Source organism: Pseudomonas sp. MYb118 (assembly GCF_040947875.1).
GTDB lineage: Bacteria > Pseudomonadota > Gammaproteobacteria > Pseudomonadales > Pseudomonadaceae > Aquipseudomonas.
Genome location: NZ_JBFRXN010000003.1, coordinates 440995 through 456177 on the forward strand (window position 1 = coordinate 440995; position 15183 = coordinate 456177).

Annotated in this window: 17 protein-coding genes; 9 read left to right on the forward strand and 8 right to left on the reverse strand. The window is 62.8% G+C overall.

Annotation, left to right across the window (positions count from 1 at the left end; translation table 11 throughout):
• Positions 1-33: 33 nt before the first annotated feature.
• The 5 genes from ABVN20_RS23470 to ABVN20_RS23490 all read right to left on the reverse strand — a co-directional run bounded on the left by ABVN20_RS23470 (position 34) and on the right by ABVN20_RS23490 (position 5225).
• A complete protein-coding gene (locus ABVN20_RS23470) occupies positions 34-1056 on the reverse strand; it encodes an SMP-30/gluconolactonase/LRE family protein (protein ID WP_368558135.1) in 1023 nt (340 codons plus the stop codon).
• Between the two features lie 37 nt (positions 1057-1093).
• Complete coding sequence (locus ABVN20_RS23475) at positions 1094-2482, reverse strand: tripartite tricarboxylate transporter permease (protein ID WP_368558136.1); 1389 nt, start codon at positions 2480-2482, stop codon at positions 1094-1096.
• Positions 2479-2955, reverse strand: a complete 477-nt coding sequence (locus ABVN20_RS23480; protein WP_368558137.1) for a hypothetical protein — start codon at positions 2953-2955, stop codon at positions 2479-2481. Before ABVN20_RS23480 ends, ABVN20_RS23475 begins: the two co-directional genes overlap by 4 nt.
• A gap of 63 nt (positions 2956-3018) precedes the next feature.
• Positions 3019-3939 (reverse strand): hydroxymethylglutaryl-CoA lyase, encoded by a 921-nt coding sequence (locus tag ABVN20_RS23485; protein WP_368558138.1) that lies wholly within the window; start codon positions 3937-3939, stop codon positions 3019-3021.
• Positions 3939-5225: a hydroxymethylglutaryl-CoA reductase, degradative gene (locus tag ABVN20_RS23490; RefSeq protein WP_368558139.1), complete on the reverse strand. Its 1287-nt coding sequence runs from the start codon at positions 5223-5225 to the stop codon at positions 3939-3941. Before ABVN20_RS23490 ends, ABVN20_RS23485 begins: the two co-directional genes overlap by 1 nt.
• 134 nt (positions 5226-5359) lie before the next feature.
• Here ABVN20_RS23490 and ABVN20_RS23495 point away from each other — a divergent pair, with 134 nt between their 5' ends.
• On the forward strand, positions 5360-6730 hold the full coding sequence (locus tag ABVN20_RS23495) for a PLP-dependent aminotransferase family protein (protein ID WP_368558140.1): 1371 nt from the start codon (positions 5360-5362) through the stop codon (positions 6728-6730).
• A gap of 62 nt (positions 6731-6792) precedes the next feature.
• Here the strand turns inward: ABVN20_RS23495 and ABVN20_RS23500 are convergent, their stop codons facing one another.
• Positions 6793-7185, reverse strand: a complete 393-nt coding sequence (locus ABVN20_RS23500) for a RidA family protein (RefSeq protein ID WP_368558141.1) — start codon at positions 7183-7185, stop codon at positions 6793-6795.
• A gap of 112 nt (positions 7186-7297) precedes the next feature.
• Positions 7298-8185: a LysR family transcriptional regulator gene (locus ABVN20_RS23505; RefSeq protein ID WP_368558142.1), complete on the reverse strand. Its 888-nt coding sequence runs from the start codon at positions 8183-8185 to the stop codon at positions 7298-7300.
• A 118-nt stretch (positions 8186-8303) separates the two neighbouring features.
• On the opposite strand from ABVN20_RS23505, the gene ABVN20_RS23510 reads away from it, so the two are divergent.
• The 4 genes from ABVN20_RS23510 to dapF all read left to right on the forward strand — a co-directional run bounded on the left by ABVN20_RS23510 (position 8304) and on the right by dapF (position 11880).
• The gene (locus tag ABVN20_RS23510; RefSeq protein WP_368558143.1) at positions 8304-9476 is read left to right on the forward strand and encodes an MFS transporter; all 1173 of its coding nucleotides are present in this window, start codon (positions 8304-8306) and stop codon (positions 9474-9476) included.
• An 87-nt stretch (positions 9477-9563) separates the two neighbouring features.
• Entirely contained in the window at positions 9564-10766 is a 1203-nt protein-coding gene (locus ABVN20_RS23515; RefSeq protein ID WP_368558144.1) for a GGDEF domain-containing protein, read from the forward strand.
• Between the two features lie 38 nt (positions 10767-10804).
• Entirely contained in the window at positions 10805-11017 is a 213-nt protein-coding gene (locus ABVN20_RS23520) for a DUF4287 domain-containing protein (protein ID WP_368558145.1), read from the forward strand.
• 56 nt (positions 11018-11073) lie between these two features.
• Positions 11074-11880 (forward strand): diaminopimelate epimerase, encoded by an 807-nt coding sequence (gene dapF / locus ABVN20_RS23525; RefSeq protein WP_368558146.1) that lies wholly within the window; start codon positions 11074-11076, stop codon positions 11878-11880.
• Here dapF and ABVN20_RS23530 read toward each other — a convergent pair whose 3' ends face one another.
• Positions 11881-12312: a PACE efflux transporter gene (locus ABVN20_RS23530; protein WP_368558147.1), complete on the reverse strand. Its 432-nt coding sequence runs from the start codon at positions 12310-12312 to the stop codon at positions 11881-11883.
• A gap of 241 nt (positions 12313-12553) precedes the next feature.
• Here ABVN20_RS23530 and ABVN20_RS23535 point away from each other — a divergent pair, with 241 nt between their 5' ends.
• The 4 genes from ABVN20_RS23535 (at position 12554) to ABVN20_RS23550 (ending at position 15126) form a co-directional block, all read left to right on the forward strand.
• Positions 12554-12886, forward strand: coding sequence for a type II toxin-antitoxin system HigB family toxin (locus ABVN20_RS23535; RefSeq protein ID WP_368558148.1), 333 nt, complete (start codon positions 12554-12556; stop codon positions 12884-12886).
• A complete protein-coding gene (locus ABVN20_RS23540; RefSeq protein WP_368558149.1) occupies positions 12883-13521 on the forward strand; it encodes an XRE family transcriptional regulator in 639 nt (212 codons plus the stop codon). Before ABVN20_RS23535 ends, ABVN20_RS23540 begins: the two co-directional genes overlap by 4 nt.
• A gap of 100 nt (positions 13522-13621) precedes the next feature.
• On the forward strand, positions 13622-14341 hold the full coding sequence (locus tag ABVN20_RS23545) for a GntR family transcriptional regulator (RefSeq protein WP_368558150.1): 720 nt from the start codon (positions 13622-13624) through the stop codon (positions 14339-14341).
• A complete protein-coding gene (locus ABVN20_RS23550) occupies positions 14338-15126 on the forward strand; it encodes an SDR family oxidoreductase (RefSeq protein WP_368558151.1) in 789 nt (262 codons plus the stop codon). The genes ABVN20_RS23545 and ABVN20_RS23550 overlap by 4 nt, the downstream gene beginning before the upstream one ends.
• Positions 15127-15183 lie beyond the last annotated feature (57 nt).

Consider the following 15183-nt stretch of genomic DNA (forward strand, 5'->3'; position numbering starts at 1 on the left):
CGATGGTCGCTCCCACGGATTTCGGACCGATGTTTACTGGTGCGAATAGAGCTTCAACGCCTTGGCGAATCCCTGCGCGCGGAAGATCGCGCTGCCCTGGCCCAGATCTCCATCACTGGCCACCAGATACACCTCGTTGGTTCCCGGCTTGAGCGCCATGCTGGTGGATCGCAGGAAGTGCCCGTCATCACGCCCCGGGATCAGGATCTGGCCAATGGGCTGGCCGTTGGGGTTGAGCACCAGCACCCGTCCCTGGCTGTACATGGCCACGTAGAGATTGCCGTCGGCGTCGACGCGCATCGAGTCCGGCGACGGGCCGTGGAAGCGATAGACCACGGCCTCGCCGAAGGGCGCGATGGTCTGTGCGTCCTTGAGCTCGATGCGGTGCAACAGGCCGGTGGCGAATTCGGTGACCCACAGGGTCTTGCCGTCCGGGGACAGGGCGATGCCGTTGGCGATCGCCAGTTTCGGCAGGATCGGCACGATGGTGTCGCTCCCCGGTGCTACGTAGTAAACGCCGCCGCTGGGCTCGGTCGAGGTGCCCTTGAAGTCGGTGAAGTAGAAACCGCCCGCGTCGTCGAACACCAGGTCATCGACCAGGAAGTGCTTGTCGCCGGCAATGATCACCTGTTTGCCGGAGCCGTCGGCGTTGTAGGCCGTGAGGTTGCCGGTGTCCTTGAAGTTACCCAGGCCTGCGACATACAGGCGACCGTCCTTGTGAATGGCCAGGCCCGCTGAACCCAGCTCGTTTTTCGGCACGACGACGCTGAGTTTTTTCTGCGCATCGAGCTTGAGCACCTGGCCGCCGAACACCTCGACGAAGTACAGGTTGCCGTTGCGATCGAATGACGGCCCCTCCAGTTGCAAGCCCTTGTCCGACACCTTGAACCACTGCTGTGCGGTGACGGTGGGCAGGTTCTGTTCCGGTCCTGGAATGGCCTGCAACTGCCGGCCTTCCTTGGCGTAGGCCAGCGCCGGAATCGGCGTTTGCGCCTGGGCGAAGGGGGCGACGCTACTCAACACGAACAGCATGGAAACGAGTGTTTTGTTCTGCACGATGATCACCTGCCTGTTGTTGTTATTTTGCAAAGCATCAAGCGCCCAGCAGCGCAACCAGCGCCGGCACCGTGAGCACGGCGGTGTAGTAGCCCATGAACTGCACGCCGATGTTGAAACCCAGGAATCGCGAGAGGAAACCGCCCAGCAGGCCGACGGTGACGATCACCAGAAGCCCGAGCAAACCGCCTTCCCAGATGCCGATCACCAGGATCAGGCCGACGAAGGTGGCGATCACCGCCTCATGGCTGATCTTGCGCGTGACGAATGCCGCCGCCCGGTGCGCGTAGTTCATGGTGAAGGGGTAGGCCACCAGGATTGCGACGATCACCGCCAGCATGCCGTAGCCGAAAAACTCCCAGGTGCTGAGCAGCGAATGCAGGTTGTGCACTTGCCCGGTGGCCGAGTCCACGGTGAAACGCGGCGGTGCGTTGAACAGCGGCGCCGCCGGGCCTGCGGCCACCGGGCTCAAGGGCAGGCCGAAGGCGATCAGCGGGATCAGCGCCTCGGCGATGTAGGTGGATTCGGTCACGCCATTGCGCGCGGTGATCACCGTGGTCAGCTTGTGGTACACGTGCTTGACGCGCGCGCCGACCACTTCGCCCATGATCACGGTCATCGCCACCGGGCTGAACACGAACGTGGCGCTGGACACTGCCGCGGTGGCGGCCGTCCACAGGCTTTGTTTGCGGTCCAGCACTTTCAGCGGGTTGGGGAAGAAGCCGCCCCAGCTCTTCACGTCCGGCGACAGGGAAAAACTGCGCACTGCTTCACGGCGCATGGCCGCCCGTTCGGCCGGCGCCAGCATGGAAAACAGCGCCGCGATCAACGGGCCGATGGCGATGCCGAGGAAGTAGCTGACGCTGAGCTTGACCCCGTACTGGCCGGTAATGCTCTGCAAACCGACGATGATCATCACGAACGGGATCAGCGCCAGCACCGCCGCCAGGCGCCCCTTGGAAAACCAGGCGATGGCGATCGCCGCCGCCAAAAACACCCAGGGTGCCGCGTGCTTGATCATGTCGCCGAACGGCGCGAGCATCACCGCGAACAGCACGGCCATGGGCACGGCGATCAACGCGGCGATGACCGCGCCGGAAATCATCTTGCGCAGGGCAATATGCGGCACGCCCAGGTTGCGCAGGAAGTTGGCCTCGCGCATCAACGGCGTCGCCATGGTGTCCCCGGGGATGCCCAGCAGCGCGGTGGGCACGGCGTGGGTCATGTGCTTGGCCACGGCGCCGGCGAGGAAGAACGTCAGCACGCCGGGCGCTGGCACGCTGAGCAACACCACCAGCAGGGTCAGAGGGGCGAGGGTGGTGGTTTCGTCGCTGCCGGAGATCAGGCCGATCCCGGCGAAGATCACCGCGCCGAGCACACCCATGCCCAGGGCGATGAGGATTTGATCCAACAGGGCAGGCATCATGGCTGGCCTCCGTTGATCGCTACGGCGGGCTGTTTCGCGGTGGGGGACTCGTCGCTGGTCCTGGCGGGCGCGCCGAGGGTTTTCTCATGCTCGGCGAACAGCTCGTAGAGGTCCATCTCACGCAGCTCGGCCAGGGTTTCCGGCGGCAGGTCGGACAGCCGTCCCAAATCGCCGAACTCGCTTTGCAGTTCTTTCAACACCTCGCTGCGCCAGGCTGGATCGGCCTGTTCCTCGACCACATGGCGTTTGGGCTTGAACAACGCCGCACTGATGGCGCCGCCGACCAGGCAGCCGACGATACCCACCAGCATGGCGTAGGCGCGGGCCATCTGCGCCGAAGCGACCCAGTGGGACAGCACTTGCTGGGCGAGAAAAAACGCGCTGAGGCTGACCGCTGCGCCAATCGCGATGGAACAGATCAGGTGACGACCGTCTACGGTGTCGCCCCAGACTTCGTACAATTGAGGTTTCAACAGTGTTCTCCCACCGCCCTTACGGGCTTTTATTGTTATGCACGTGAAGAGAGTCGAGGCGTGTCAGCCTCCTGCCGCACGACGTTTGGCCAGCATCGCCCGGGCGACGCTGGAGGCTGTGGTGCGGCCCAGTTCGGCGTCGATGAAGCTGCCGATGTCGACCAGTGCCTCAAGGTTCACGCCGTGCTGGATGCCCATCCCTTCGAGCAGGTAGACGACGTCTTCGGTCGCGACGTTGCCGGTTGCGCCCGGAGAATACGGACATCCGCCCAAACCGGAAACCGAACTGTCGAATACCCGCACCCCGGCCTCCAGCGCGGCACAGATGTTGGCGATGGCCATGCCGTAGGTGTCGTGGAAGTGCCCGGCCAGCGGACTGATCGGCACCACGTCGGCACAGGCTTGGAGCAGGGCGCGGGTGGCCGTTGGCGTGCCCGCGCCGATGGTATCGCCCAAGCTGATCTCGTAGCAGCCCATGCCATACAACGCGGCACTGACGGCGGCCACGTCCCGCGGGCTGACCGCGCCACTGAACGGGCAGCCCATGACGCACGACACGTAGCCGCGCACCCGCACACCGGCTTCACGTGCGTGCACCAGCACTTCCTGGAAGCGGCCCAGGCTCTGGGCGATCGAGCAATTGATGTTCTTCTGCGAGAACGCTTCGGAGGCGGCGGCGAACACCGCCACCTCACGGCAACCGGCGTCCAGCGCCGCTTGCAGGCCCTGGACGTTGGGCACCAGCGCCGTCCAGGTCACGCCAGGGCGATGGGGCAGGGCCTTGAACACCTCAGAGGTGCCGGCCATCTGCGGCACCCAGCGCGGCGACACGAAGGCGCCGGCTTCCAGGGTACGCAGGCCGGCATCCACCAGCCGCGTGAGCAGTTGCGCGCGGATCGACGGTGACAGGGTCAGCCGTTCATTCTGCAAGCCATCCCGGGCGCCGACCTCGACCAGCCGCACGCTGTCGTCAGGCGCGCTCATCACAGCGCGCGCTTTTGCTTGAGCAGTTGCGCGGCGTTGTCAGCGCGCACATCCCGGGCCTCGACCATGCGCTTGACCAGCCAATCGACTTCCTCGCCGCGGGCTCCGGCCGACAGGGCGATGTTGCGTGCGTGCAGCGCCATGTGGCCACGCTGGATACCTTCGGTGGACAGCGCCCGCAGTGCGCCAAGGTTCTGCGCCAGGCCCACGGCCACGGCGATCTCCGCCAGTTCCTGGGCAGTCTTCACCCCGAGGATGCGCAGCGACAGTTGTGCCAGCGGGTGGGTCTTGGTGGCGCCACCGACCAGGCCGACCGGCATGGGCATTTCCAGGGTGCCGACCAGGTGGCCGTTGCCGTCCTTCTCCCAGGTGGTCAGCGAGCCGTAGTGCCCATCGCGACAGGCATAGGCGTGGGCCCCGGCTTCCACGGCGCGCCAGTCGTTGCCGGTGGCGACGATCAGCGGGTCGATGCCATTCATGATGCCCTTGTTGTGGGTGGCGGCGCGGTACGGGTCGACCACGGCAAAGTTGTAGGCATCGAGAATGCCCTCGATCACGTCCTCGCCCTTGTACTCGGAGGTGGTCAGCAGTTGCGGGGCAATGCGCACCTGGGCCCGGGCCAGACGCAGGTCGGCCAGGTTTGACAGGATCCGCAGGCGCACCTTGCCGCCGGTGATTTCTTCCATCAGCGGCGCCACGGCTTCGGCCATGGTGTTGACCGTGTTGGCGCCCATGGCATCGCGCACGTCGACGATCAGGTGCGCCACCAGCATCGGCCCCCGTGGGCTCTGGGCGAAGGTGTGGACTTCGATGTCCCGGCAACCGCCGCCGAGTTTGTTGAGCAACTGGTCCTTGCGGTTGGCCAGTTCGATGATTTCTTCCTTGCGGCGCATCAGGCTCAGGCGGGCGTTGTACGGGTCGGCGATGTCGACGATCTGCACCTGGGCGCGCATCAGCGGCAGGCTGCTGGAGGTCATGAAGCCGCCGGCATCGCGCGCCAGCTTGGCCATGAACGACGCGGCCGCGACCACCGAGGGTTCCTCGACCACCAGCGGCACGACCACGTCGCGGCCATTGATCTGGAAGTTGCTGGCCACCGCGTAAGGCAGTTCGAACTTGCCGATTACGTTCTCGATCATGCCGTCGGCGATGTCCAGAGGTAGGGCGCCGGCATCGCGCAGCAGAGCGACGTCATCGGCGGGTAATTGCAGCAGTTGTTGCAAATGCTCGAGGCGCTGGACAGGGGACAGACTGCGGAAATTCGGAAGGCGCGAGTCGATACTCATGGGTGATCCTGTGACGTTTATTGTTTTCGAATGACGTCACCCTAATGCGCCCTGTGCCTGCAAAGAAGGTACAGTTTGGACGGACAGTACCTAAGCTGTACCCTTGGTTCATCATTCACCCGGGACGATGAACCATGGTGCGCCTGACACTGGCCCAGCAATTGACCGCCACACTGGTCGAGCAGATCGAGAACGGCACCTACCGCGAAGGCGACCGCCTGCCGTCGCTGCGCGAATGCATGCGCCTGCTGGGCCATTCGAAGAACACCGTGATCAATGCCTACGAGGCGCTGGCCTCACAGGGCCTGGTCGAGGCCCGCCATGGCCAGGGCTTTTTCGTAAAGCAGGGCGCCTCCAGCCAACCGGAACCGGAAGAGCCGCCGCCCTATGCGCGGGCCATGGACACGATCTGGCTGATGCGCCAGCAGTTCGTCCGCGAGCCGGGGCATTCGCCGCTGGGCGAGGGGTTTCCGCCAGTGGACTGGCTGATGGACATGCGCCTGGACAAGTTCACCCGGCAGATCATGCGCACCGGCGTGACCACGTTATTCCGCTACGGCAATCGCCTGGGCAATGCCGGCCTGCGCCAACACCTGGTACAGAAGCTGGCGAGCTATGCGATCCACGCCAACCCCCGGCAGATCGTCACCACCCACGGCGCCAACCACGCGCTCGACCTGATCATCCGGCGCTTCATCGGCTTTGGTGACAGCGTGCTGGTCGAAGACCCCGGTTATTACCCGCTGTTCGGCAAGCTGCAATTGCAGGGCGCGCGCATGCTCGCCGTGCCCAGGCTAGCTGATGGTCCGGACATCGACGTGCTCGAGCGCCTGCTGCGCGAGCACAAGCCCAAGCTGTTCTTCATCCAGTCGGTGGGGCACAACCCCACGGGCTCGGACATTTCCCCGAGCAAGGCGCATCGCCTGGTGCAACTGGCCGAGGAACACGGCTTCATCCTGGTGGACGACGATGCGCTGGGCGATTTCAAGTCGGCGTCGGCGATCAAGGTGTCGGCGCTGGACCAGCTCAAGCATTCGTTGTACGTCGGCAGTTTCTCCAAGTCGGTGTCGGCGGCGTTGCGCGTCGGCTTCATTGCCGGGAGCAAGGACGTCATCGACGAACTGGGCGATGTGAAGATGCTGCTGCACACCAGCACCTCGGAATTCTGCGAGCGCACGGTGGATGTGATGCTCGACGAGGGGCATTTCCTGCGGCACCTGGTGCGCTTGCAGGACCGCCTGCGAGCCGCCACCAACGCCGGCTTGCAGATGCTCGACGAGATCGGTGCGCAGGTGTTCGCCAGGCCCGAGCAAAGTCTCTACCTGTGGGCCCGGTTCGCCCACATCGACGACGCCCGCGAGCTGACGCGCGAGCTGTTGCCCAAGGGCTTCATGATTGCCCCGGGGCACATCTTTTCCCCCGAGCAATCGCGTGTCAGCCCGTGGACACGGTTGAACGTGGCGTACCTGAATGATCCGTTGCTCAAGGCGGTGTTGAAGCGGTGACTGTGGGTCACTGATTTCAACTGTGGGAGCGGGCTTGCTTGGAGCCGGTCACAAGCCCTGTTTCAACGCTGTACCGCGATGCACTTGATCTCCACCAGCAGTCCTGGCCTGGCCAGTTCACTGACACCGATGCAGGTCCATGCGCAGGTGTTTCTTGGAAAAACCTGATCCTTCACGTCTCTGAACAGTGAGAGGTAGCGCTGCATGTCGACGTGATAAGTCGTCATCTCGACCACGTCATCAAACCCGCAGCCACCGGCCTTCAGGACCACACGAAGATTTTCCCAGGCGGCCAAAAACTGCTGCTGCGGATCTTCGATGACCTCAAGTTCCGGCGTGCGCCCGACCTGGCCGGCACAGTAGAGGGTTTTGCCAACCTTCACCGCCGGCGCGTAACCGGCCCGCTCGGCGAGCAGCTTCATGGAATCCGGAACGATGATCTGGCGATCGTTCATGGTTGTGCACCCTCCAGACATAATCGGATGAGCAACCTACTTCAACGGTCGTGAGATCGTCCAGCGCTCGCATGTCGCATCTCCCGACGGCGTAATCGAGCGACTTTCGGAATCACGGCGCCAACAAATGCTCGGCGACGAAATCCACGAACACCCTGATCTTGGGTGAGAGGTGACGGCTGGAGGGCCACAGCACGTTGAAGACGATGTGCTTGTCGTTGTAGTCGTCCAGCACCGTCACCAGTTGACCTCGCTGCAGTTGCTGGCGCACGGCGATCTCGGGCACGCAGGCGATGCCCAGGCCTTGTTCGGCAAAACACACCTGGGGATCGAGGGTGTTGGTCATCATGCTGGCGGGCAGGTCGATGTCAGGCTGCTGGCCATCGTTGCCCAGCGGCCAGGTGTCGAGCTTGCCGGTGCTGGGGTAGCGATACAGCAGGCACGCGTGCTCGGCCAGGTCTTGCGGTTGGCGTGGCGTGCCGGCCTGCTCGAAGTAGGCGGGGGCGCCGATGATGACCTTGCGGCAGGTGCCGATGTAGCGCTTCATCAGCCGCGAATCGCTGGGTTCGCCAGTGCGGATGACCGCGTCGAAGCCTTCCTCGATCACGTCCACCAGCCGGTCCGAGTAGTCGATGTCCAGCACGATGTCGGGGTACAAACGCTTGAACTGGGCGAACCTGGCCATGAACAGGGTGCCGATCGAAGGCAGGCTGACCCGCAACTTGCCCTGCGGGGTGCTCTGCGTGTGCAGCAACTCGGCTTCCGCCAGCTCCACCTCGCACAGGATGCGTCGGCATCGCTCCAGGAACAGTGTGCCTTCCGGCGTCAGGTTGATGGTGCGCGTGGAGCGATGGAACAGGCGCACGCCCAGGCGTTGTTCCAGGCGCACGATGGCCTTGCTCACGGCCGAAGCCGAAATGCCCAGTTGCTGGCCCGCAGCGGTGAAATTACGCGCTTCGCCGGCTCGAACGAACACGTTCAGGGCGCCCAGGTTGTCCATGCTTATCCTCGATTGATGACAGATCAGTCACAAGTATTTGGAACTTTAGCCTGTTTTTCATTGATCCACAGCGGGCCAGACTGTGCGGCACTGCAAACGGATGTTGAGAAGATCACCCATGACGACGACAAATACCGCAATTACCAGCGAGGAAAGACTGCCCCTGGGCGCCTTGCTGGCCATGGCCATGACCGGCTTCTTGGCCCTGCTGACCGAGACGATGCCGGCCGGCATGTTGGTGCAGATCAGCCAGGATCTGGACGTATCAGAAGCGTTGGCCGGCCAGTTCGTGACCCTGTATGCCATCGGTTCGCTGGTGGCGGCCATTCCGTTGACCGCCGCCACCCTCGGCTGGCGACGCCGGCCGCTGCTGGTAGCGACATTGCTGGCCTTGCTGGCGTTCAACACCCTCACCGCGCTGACCTCCAGTTACTACGTTGCCCTGGCCGCACGCCTGCTGGCAGGCATGGCGGCCGGCCTGATCTGGGGCATGCTGGCAGGTTACGCACGGCGCATGGTGGCTGACCCTCTCAAAGGGCGTGCCCTGGCGGTCGCAGGCTTGGGCGCGCCATTGGCGCTGTCCCTCGGTGTGCCCTTGGGCACCTTGCTCGGCAGCACGATGGGCTGGCGCAGTGCGTTCACCTTGATTTCGCTGTTGACGGTCATCGTGATCGCCTGGGTCCTCACCCAGGTGCCGGACTACCCCGGCCAGGCGGCGCAAAAGCGTGCGTCGTTGCGCCGGGTGCTGGCAACCCCGGGCGTGCTTGCGGTGATGGCGGTGCTGGTGCTGTGGGTGTTGGCACACAACATCCTGTTCACCTACGTCATGCCGTATCTGGCATTGGCCGACCTGTCGGCACGGGTGGACGTGGTGCTGCTGGTCTTCGGCGTTGCCTCGCTGCTGGGGCTGTGGATCACCGGCCTGTACATCGACCGCCAACTGCGCAGGCTGGTGTTGCTCAGCCTGGCAAGCTTTGCGCTGGCGGCGGTGGTGTTGGGGCTGGCCGGTAACCAGCCGGTGGTGGTGTATTTCGCGGTGGCGGTGTGGGGACTGACGTTCGGCGGCTCGCCGGCCCTGTTGCAAACGGCCTCGGCCAATGCAGCAGGTTCCGGCGCAGATGTCGCACAGTCGATCCTGGTGACGTCCTGGAACATCGCGCTCGCCGGCGGCGGCATCCTCGGCGGTGTGCTGCTGGAGACTGCCGGTGTCGGTGCCTTTCCCTGGGCCATGTTGGGGTTGCTGCTGCTCGGCCTGACGATTTCGTGGCGGCATCTGGGCAAGCATCATTGAGCACCGGGGCCAAACAACTCGGCGACTTTCGTCCGCTCAACTAGACTAGCGGCCATGGCAGCTCCTGCCAGTGCCCGGTGAAAGTTGATGATTGCCCATACACCTACGCTGTTTGCCTGCGTCGCCCTGGTGGCGACGATCATGGCGTTTTGTCTGATCCTGGTTGGCCAGTTCAATCGGCACGACGGCTTGCTCACCATTGGTTGCGGCCTGTTGGCGCATGCCGTTGCCTACGTCGGTTACACGTTCTACGGGCACGCCCCGTTGTGGTTTACCTATGGCGCGGCGAACACCTTGTTGTCGGTGGCGCTGGCGTTTTATGGGGCCAGTCTGTTCCGCATCGTCGAGCTGAGGGTGCCCTGGTGGCGGGTGTTCGCACCGATGCTGTTGATGCTGGTGTCGATGGTTACCCTGATCGACACCCTGGAGCCGCGCATGCTCGCGGCTTCCATCATGTTGATGGTGCAATGCTCGTTGATCATCTACTGGACGTTGCGCTACATCCCGAAACAGGGCAGGGCGCGCATGCTGTTGATCATTGGCTCCAGCATCAGCCTGATCGGCCTGGGCATGCGGGTGGTGGCGATTATCGGGGGCGGCGCTGCCGAGATGCGCTATGACGTCAGCAACCTCAAGCAAACCATCTCGGTGAGCATTGGCACGTTTACCGCCATGATGATTTCCCTGGGGCTGGTGTTGCTGTCCAAGGAGCGCAGCGAATCGTTGTTGCAACGCCTGGCCCTGCGCGATGTGTTGACCGGCATTCTCAATCGCCGCGCCATCCTCGAGCAGTTCTCCAAGGAGCTGGAACGCGCGCGTCGCGACAGCTCTTTTCTGGCGGTGGCCATGGTCGACATCGACCACTTCAAACAGATCAACGACGTGCACGGACACCTGGCCGGCGATGAGGTGATCTGCCACTGCGTCAACCACCTTACCCGGCGGCTGCGCCAGTCGGACAGTATCGGCCGTTACGGCGGCGAGGAGTTCTTGCTGTTGTTGCCCGGAACCAGTCCGGAAGGCGCCGTGGCAGTGCTTGATGACGTGCGTGCTTCGCTGGTGGGGGCGCCGGCCAAGTTCGGCGAAACCCGCATCGAACTGCGCATCAGTATCGGCGTGTGCTGCGTCGTGCCGGATGAACGCGACACCACCGCCAGTCTTCTGGCCAGGGCGGATGCGGCGCTCTACGAGGCCAAGGCGATGGGGCGCAACACCCTGTGTCTGGCACCTGCTGATCTTCAGCAAAACGACACGCGGATTGGCGATACCTCTGAAACGCTGAGTGGATGAGCCCGCGCCCGGAACAAAACCAACAGGGAGTTTGCAAAATGACCGACGAGCAAAAAGTCAAAGGCCCTGCGTCGTACTTTCCTTCGATCGAGAAGAAGTACGGGCAGCCCATCAGCCACTGGCTGGCGTTGCTGGCAACGATCAGCGACAAAAAACACATGGAGATGGTCGCCTGGCTCAAGGCCGAACATGCGATGGGCCACGGGCATGCCAATGCGCTGGTTGCGCATTATCTGGCGAACGCTGAATAATGAGATTGCCCTGATCAGCAGGGTACTTCCCTGCAACCCGACACAAGGATCGGTCGATGCCACTGCGCTTTCACAAGATGCACGCCAATGGCGATGACTTCGTGGTGGTAGATGCACGAAACTCCAGCAACCCGGTCACCAGTGAGCTGGCCCGCCAATTGGGGGACCGCCATCGAGGCATCGGTTTCAATCAATTGGCGGTGGTGCTCGATTGTGAGGACGCGGATGCACGCGTTATCTTCTGGAACGCCGATGGTTCGCCATTGGACGTCTGCGGCAGTGCCACACGGGGCGTTGCCGATCGGCTGATGCGCGAGGCCAATGGCACGTCGGTGACGTTGCGCACCCACCGTGGCGTGCTCACTTGCCAACGAACGTCGGCCCAGACCATTTCGGTGTCGATGGGGCAACCGCTGTTGGGCTGGTCTGAAATCCCGCTGGCCCGGGAACTGGACTCGGCGGTGCTGCCACTGGCGGGAGAGCCAGCCGCCTGCAGCATGGGCAACCCGCACTGCACTTACTTCGTCGATGACCTGAACGCGGTGGACATCGCTGCTGTGGGGCCGCTCATCGAAACGCACCCGCTGTTTCCCCTCAAGACCAACGTGCACTTCGTCAAGGTTATCGACCGCCAGCACATCAGGCTGCGCATCTGGGAGCGCGGCGGCGGCATCCCGCTCGGCTCCGGCTCCTGCTGTTGCGGCGCGGTGGTGAACGGCATTCGGCGTGGTTTGCTGGACGACACCGTGCAGGTCGAATGCGACGGTGGGACGGTTACCGTTCGTTGGGACGGCAGCGGGCCGGTGCTTCTCAGCGGGCCGGTCGAGGCGAGCTTTTCGGGTACGCTGGCTGAAATCCGTTGATCAATTTGCCTCAACCGGCTGTGCCGACAGCGGCAGCCCGAAGATCTTGTCGAACGTCAGGTTGAACACGAAGGTGTACACCAGGAAGAACAGCATCAGACCGACGTTCAGTGCCAAGGCCTCCAGCAGCGCGACGTGCAGGAAATAGGCGAACAGCGGCACCAGCATGCCGAGCAGGCCAATCTCGAACCCTACTGCATGCAGCACCCGGCGCCATAGTGTGCGCGTGCGGTCGACCCGCCGCGCTTCCCAATACTCGAAAAGACTGTTCCAGCAGTAATTCCACAGCATGGCCACGGTCGAGCTGGCGATGGCCAATCCGGTGGAGACTTGGGTGTCGTGGCCAAGCACGGTGAGAATCAGGGTGTTGAATGCGACGGCGATCAATTCGAAAGATGTCACGAAAACCAGCTTGCGTTTGACGCCTTGCATGGCCAATGCCTCATGGAGCAACTCGATAGGGCCGCCTACTATGGCGAAAAACTGACCGTGCAGCCAGCTTTGTCGATACATCTTGCTACGGATGCACACGGCGAGTCGGCCAGTGGCGGATAAACTGTGCAGGGCGTTTTCTCTTTCAAACTGCACTGACGAACCCGCCATGCCGCCGACGAATAGCTGTTGTCAAAAAACACAACTGGCGTAGCATGGATGACCAGAGACAAGGATGCCCATGGATATACTCACACCTTCACGATTCGACGAAGCCAGGGTTCTGTACCCGAACGACAAGACCGGGCTGGACCGATGCCTGCGTATTTTGAAGATGGCCCGTCCGGGGCAATTCGCGGACCTGCAAAAGCTTTTCGGTATACACAGTATTGATCTGTTCAAGCCGAGGGCGGCAGCGAATTGGGTGGTGATCGACGTGGGTGGCAACAACCTGCGGGTGATTGGCGGCGTGAATTACGTTCGGCAAAAGTTCTATGTCAAACACGTTTTCACCCATGCCGAATACGACGTGGCCAACGCCTGGTATCTAAAAAACAAAGGAATGAAACGATGAACACGACCCCCAACGATTTTCAAAACATGATCGCTACGCTGGGCGAACTGCATGCGGTGATGGATCGCCTGCGCGGTGAGTTCGTGCACGGCATCCAGACGCCTGCCGACTACGAACGTGCAACCTTTCTGCTGGATGAGCTCACTGACGGTCGCGTGCTGAACAAGGTCGAAGAGAAAATCCTCATCGAACTGGAGGACGAGATGCTGGCCTACCAGCGCGACTCCAAACAGTTTCGTGAATCCAACGCGGCTTTCGAGGCCGGGTGCACGCCGGTGCAATTGATCAAGGACCTGATGCTCACCCTCGGCCTCACCGGTTCGGACTTGCCCGAGATTGGCGATAAAACCGCAGTGTCCAAAGTGCTGGGTGGAGACCGGCCTATCAGCCACAAGATGGCTTATGCGCTGGCTGAGCGTTTCGCGATGCAGCCGAATGCTTTCCTGGCGAAGGCTGCGCACAAACCGGTCACCAGGAAAGTCGCGCAACCTGCCGCCAGCGAGGCGCCTGCGGCCTACCGCCCGCGTGACACCGCAGTGGCTGAATACGCTGTGCAGGAACCAAGCGCTGAATATCAGGGCGCCGCTGCGAAAACTCGCAAGCGGCCAGGCAAAGGCCCGCGCAAGGGGGAGTGAGTTGCACGTCCGGTGATCTTGTAGGACGAAAACAATTTGACATATATGATTTGTGATCACATATTGGACCCATTAGAACGTCCAATGTGAGCCACTACTCATGACAGATCCAACGCTCCTGCCCACTCTGCGTCAGGTTTCCCGCGATACCCTGCAGGATCAGGTCTACCGGCAAATCCGCGAAGCCCTGATGAGTGGCCGCTTCCAGCCGGGTCAGAAACTGACCATCCGTGGCCTTGCCGAAGCACTGGGCTCCAGCCCGATGCCGGTACGTGAAGCCCTGAGCCGCCTCAGCGCGGAAAACGCCTTCGAAGTCACCGAGACCTCCCGTCTTCGTGTGCGCATGATGACCCCCGAACGACTGCGCGAGATCCGCGACGCCCGCGTTGCACTCGAGGGGCTGCTGGCCGAGAAAGCCGTCAGCCTGCTCAAGGACAGCGATCTTGCCGACATCAGCCAGCTTTGCGACCAGATGCAGCAAGCCGCCGACAGTGTCGATGTGGCCCGCTACCTGTGGACCAACTTTGCTTTTCACCGACGCATCTACGCCGTGGCCAAGGCCGAGCTGACGATCGCTGCCGTGGAGAACTTCTGGCTGCACATGGGGCCATGCTTCGCGCTGGTAGCGCCGGACAAGACGCACTTGCAGCGCTCGATGGAAGCGCACCACCGCATCGTCCAGGCCCTGGTCGAACGCGATGGCGCGGGTGCCCGGGCGGCGGTGACCGACGACATCATGCAGGCCGCCGATTCCCTGGCGCGCCTGATCGTCAAGAGCGACCCGGCGCGGTCGCGTGTTTCAGGAGTGAAAAAAGCATGAGCGTACTCAATCGACTGGTGCCCTACAGCGGCCTGCGCGTGTTGATCTCGGGCGGGGCTGCCGGAATCGGCGAAGTACTGGCGGCGGCCTACATGGAAGCCGGCGCCAAGGTGCATGTGTGCGATGTCAGTGAAGCAGCCCTGGCAGCGTTCCGTGACCGTTACCCCGACAGCGTCGCCACTCGCGCAGACGTTGGTGACCCCGTGCAGATCGAAGCGGTGTTCAAGGTGCAGCGCGAACAGTTCGGCGGCCTCGATGTGCTGATCAATAACGCCGGTATCGCTGGGCCGACCGCCGGCATCGACTCCGTCACCGACGAAGAATGGCAACGCACCATCGATATCAACCTCACTGGCCAATACCGTTTCGCTCACCACGCGGTGCCGATGCTGAAGGCCTCGGCCAATGGCCACCTGATTCACATCGCCTCGGTGGCGGGGCGCCTGGGTTATGCCTGGCGCACGCCTTACGCGGCGACCAAATGGGCGATCGTCGGGCTGATGAAATCCCTGGCCTCGGAGCTGGGCGAGAGCGACGTGCGGGTCAACGCCTTGCTGCCTGGCATCGTCGAAGGCCCGCGCATGGACGGTGTGATCCGTGCCCGCGCCGAACAGATCAACGTGCCGCAGGCCCAGATGCGCGAGGAGTACCTGAAGAAGATCTCGCTCAAGCGCATGGTCACCGCCGAGGACGTTGCCGCCATGGCGCTGTTCCTGTGTTCACCCGCCGCACGCAACGTGACCGGCCAGGCCATCAGCGTGGATGGCAACGTCGAGTACCTCTAGGCGTTTCGACCCCTTATCGCAAAAACCAGCGGAGCTGATCCGCAACGGGCAACCCCC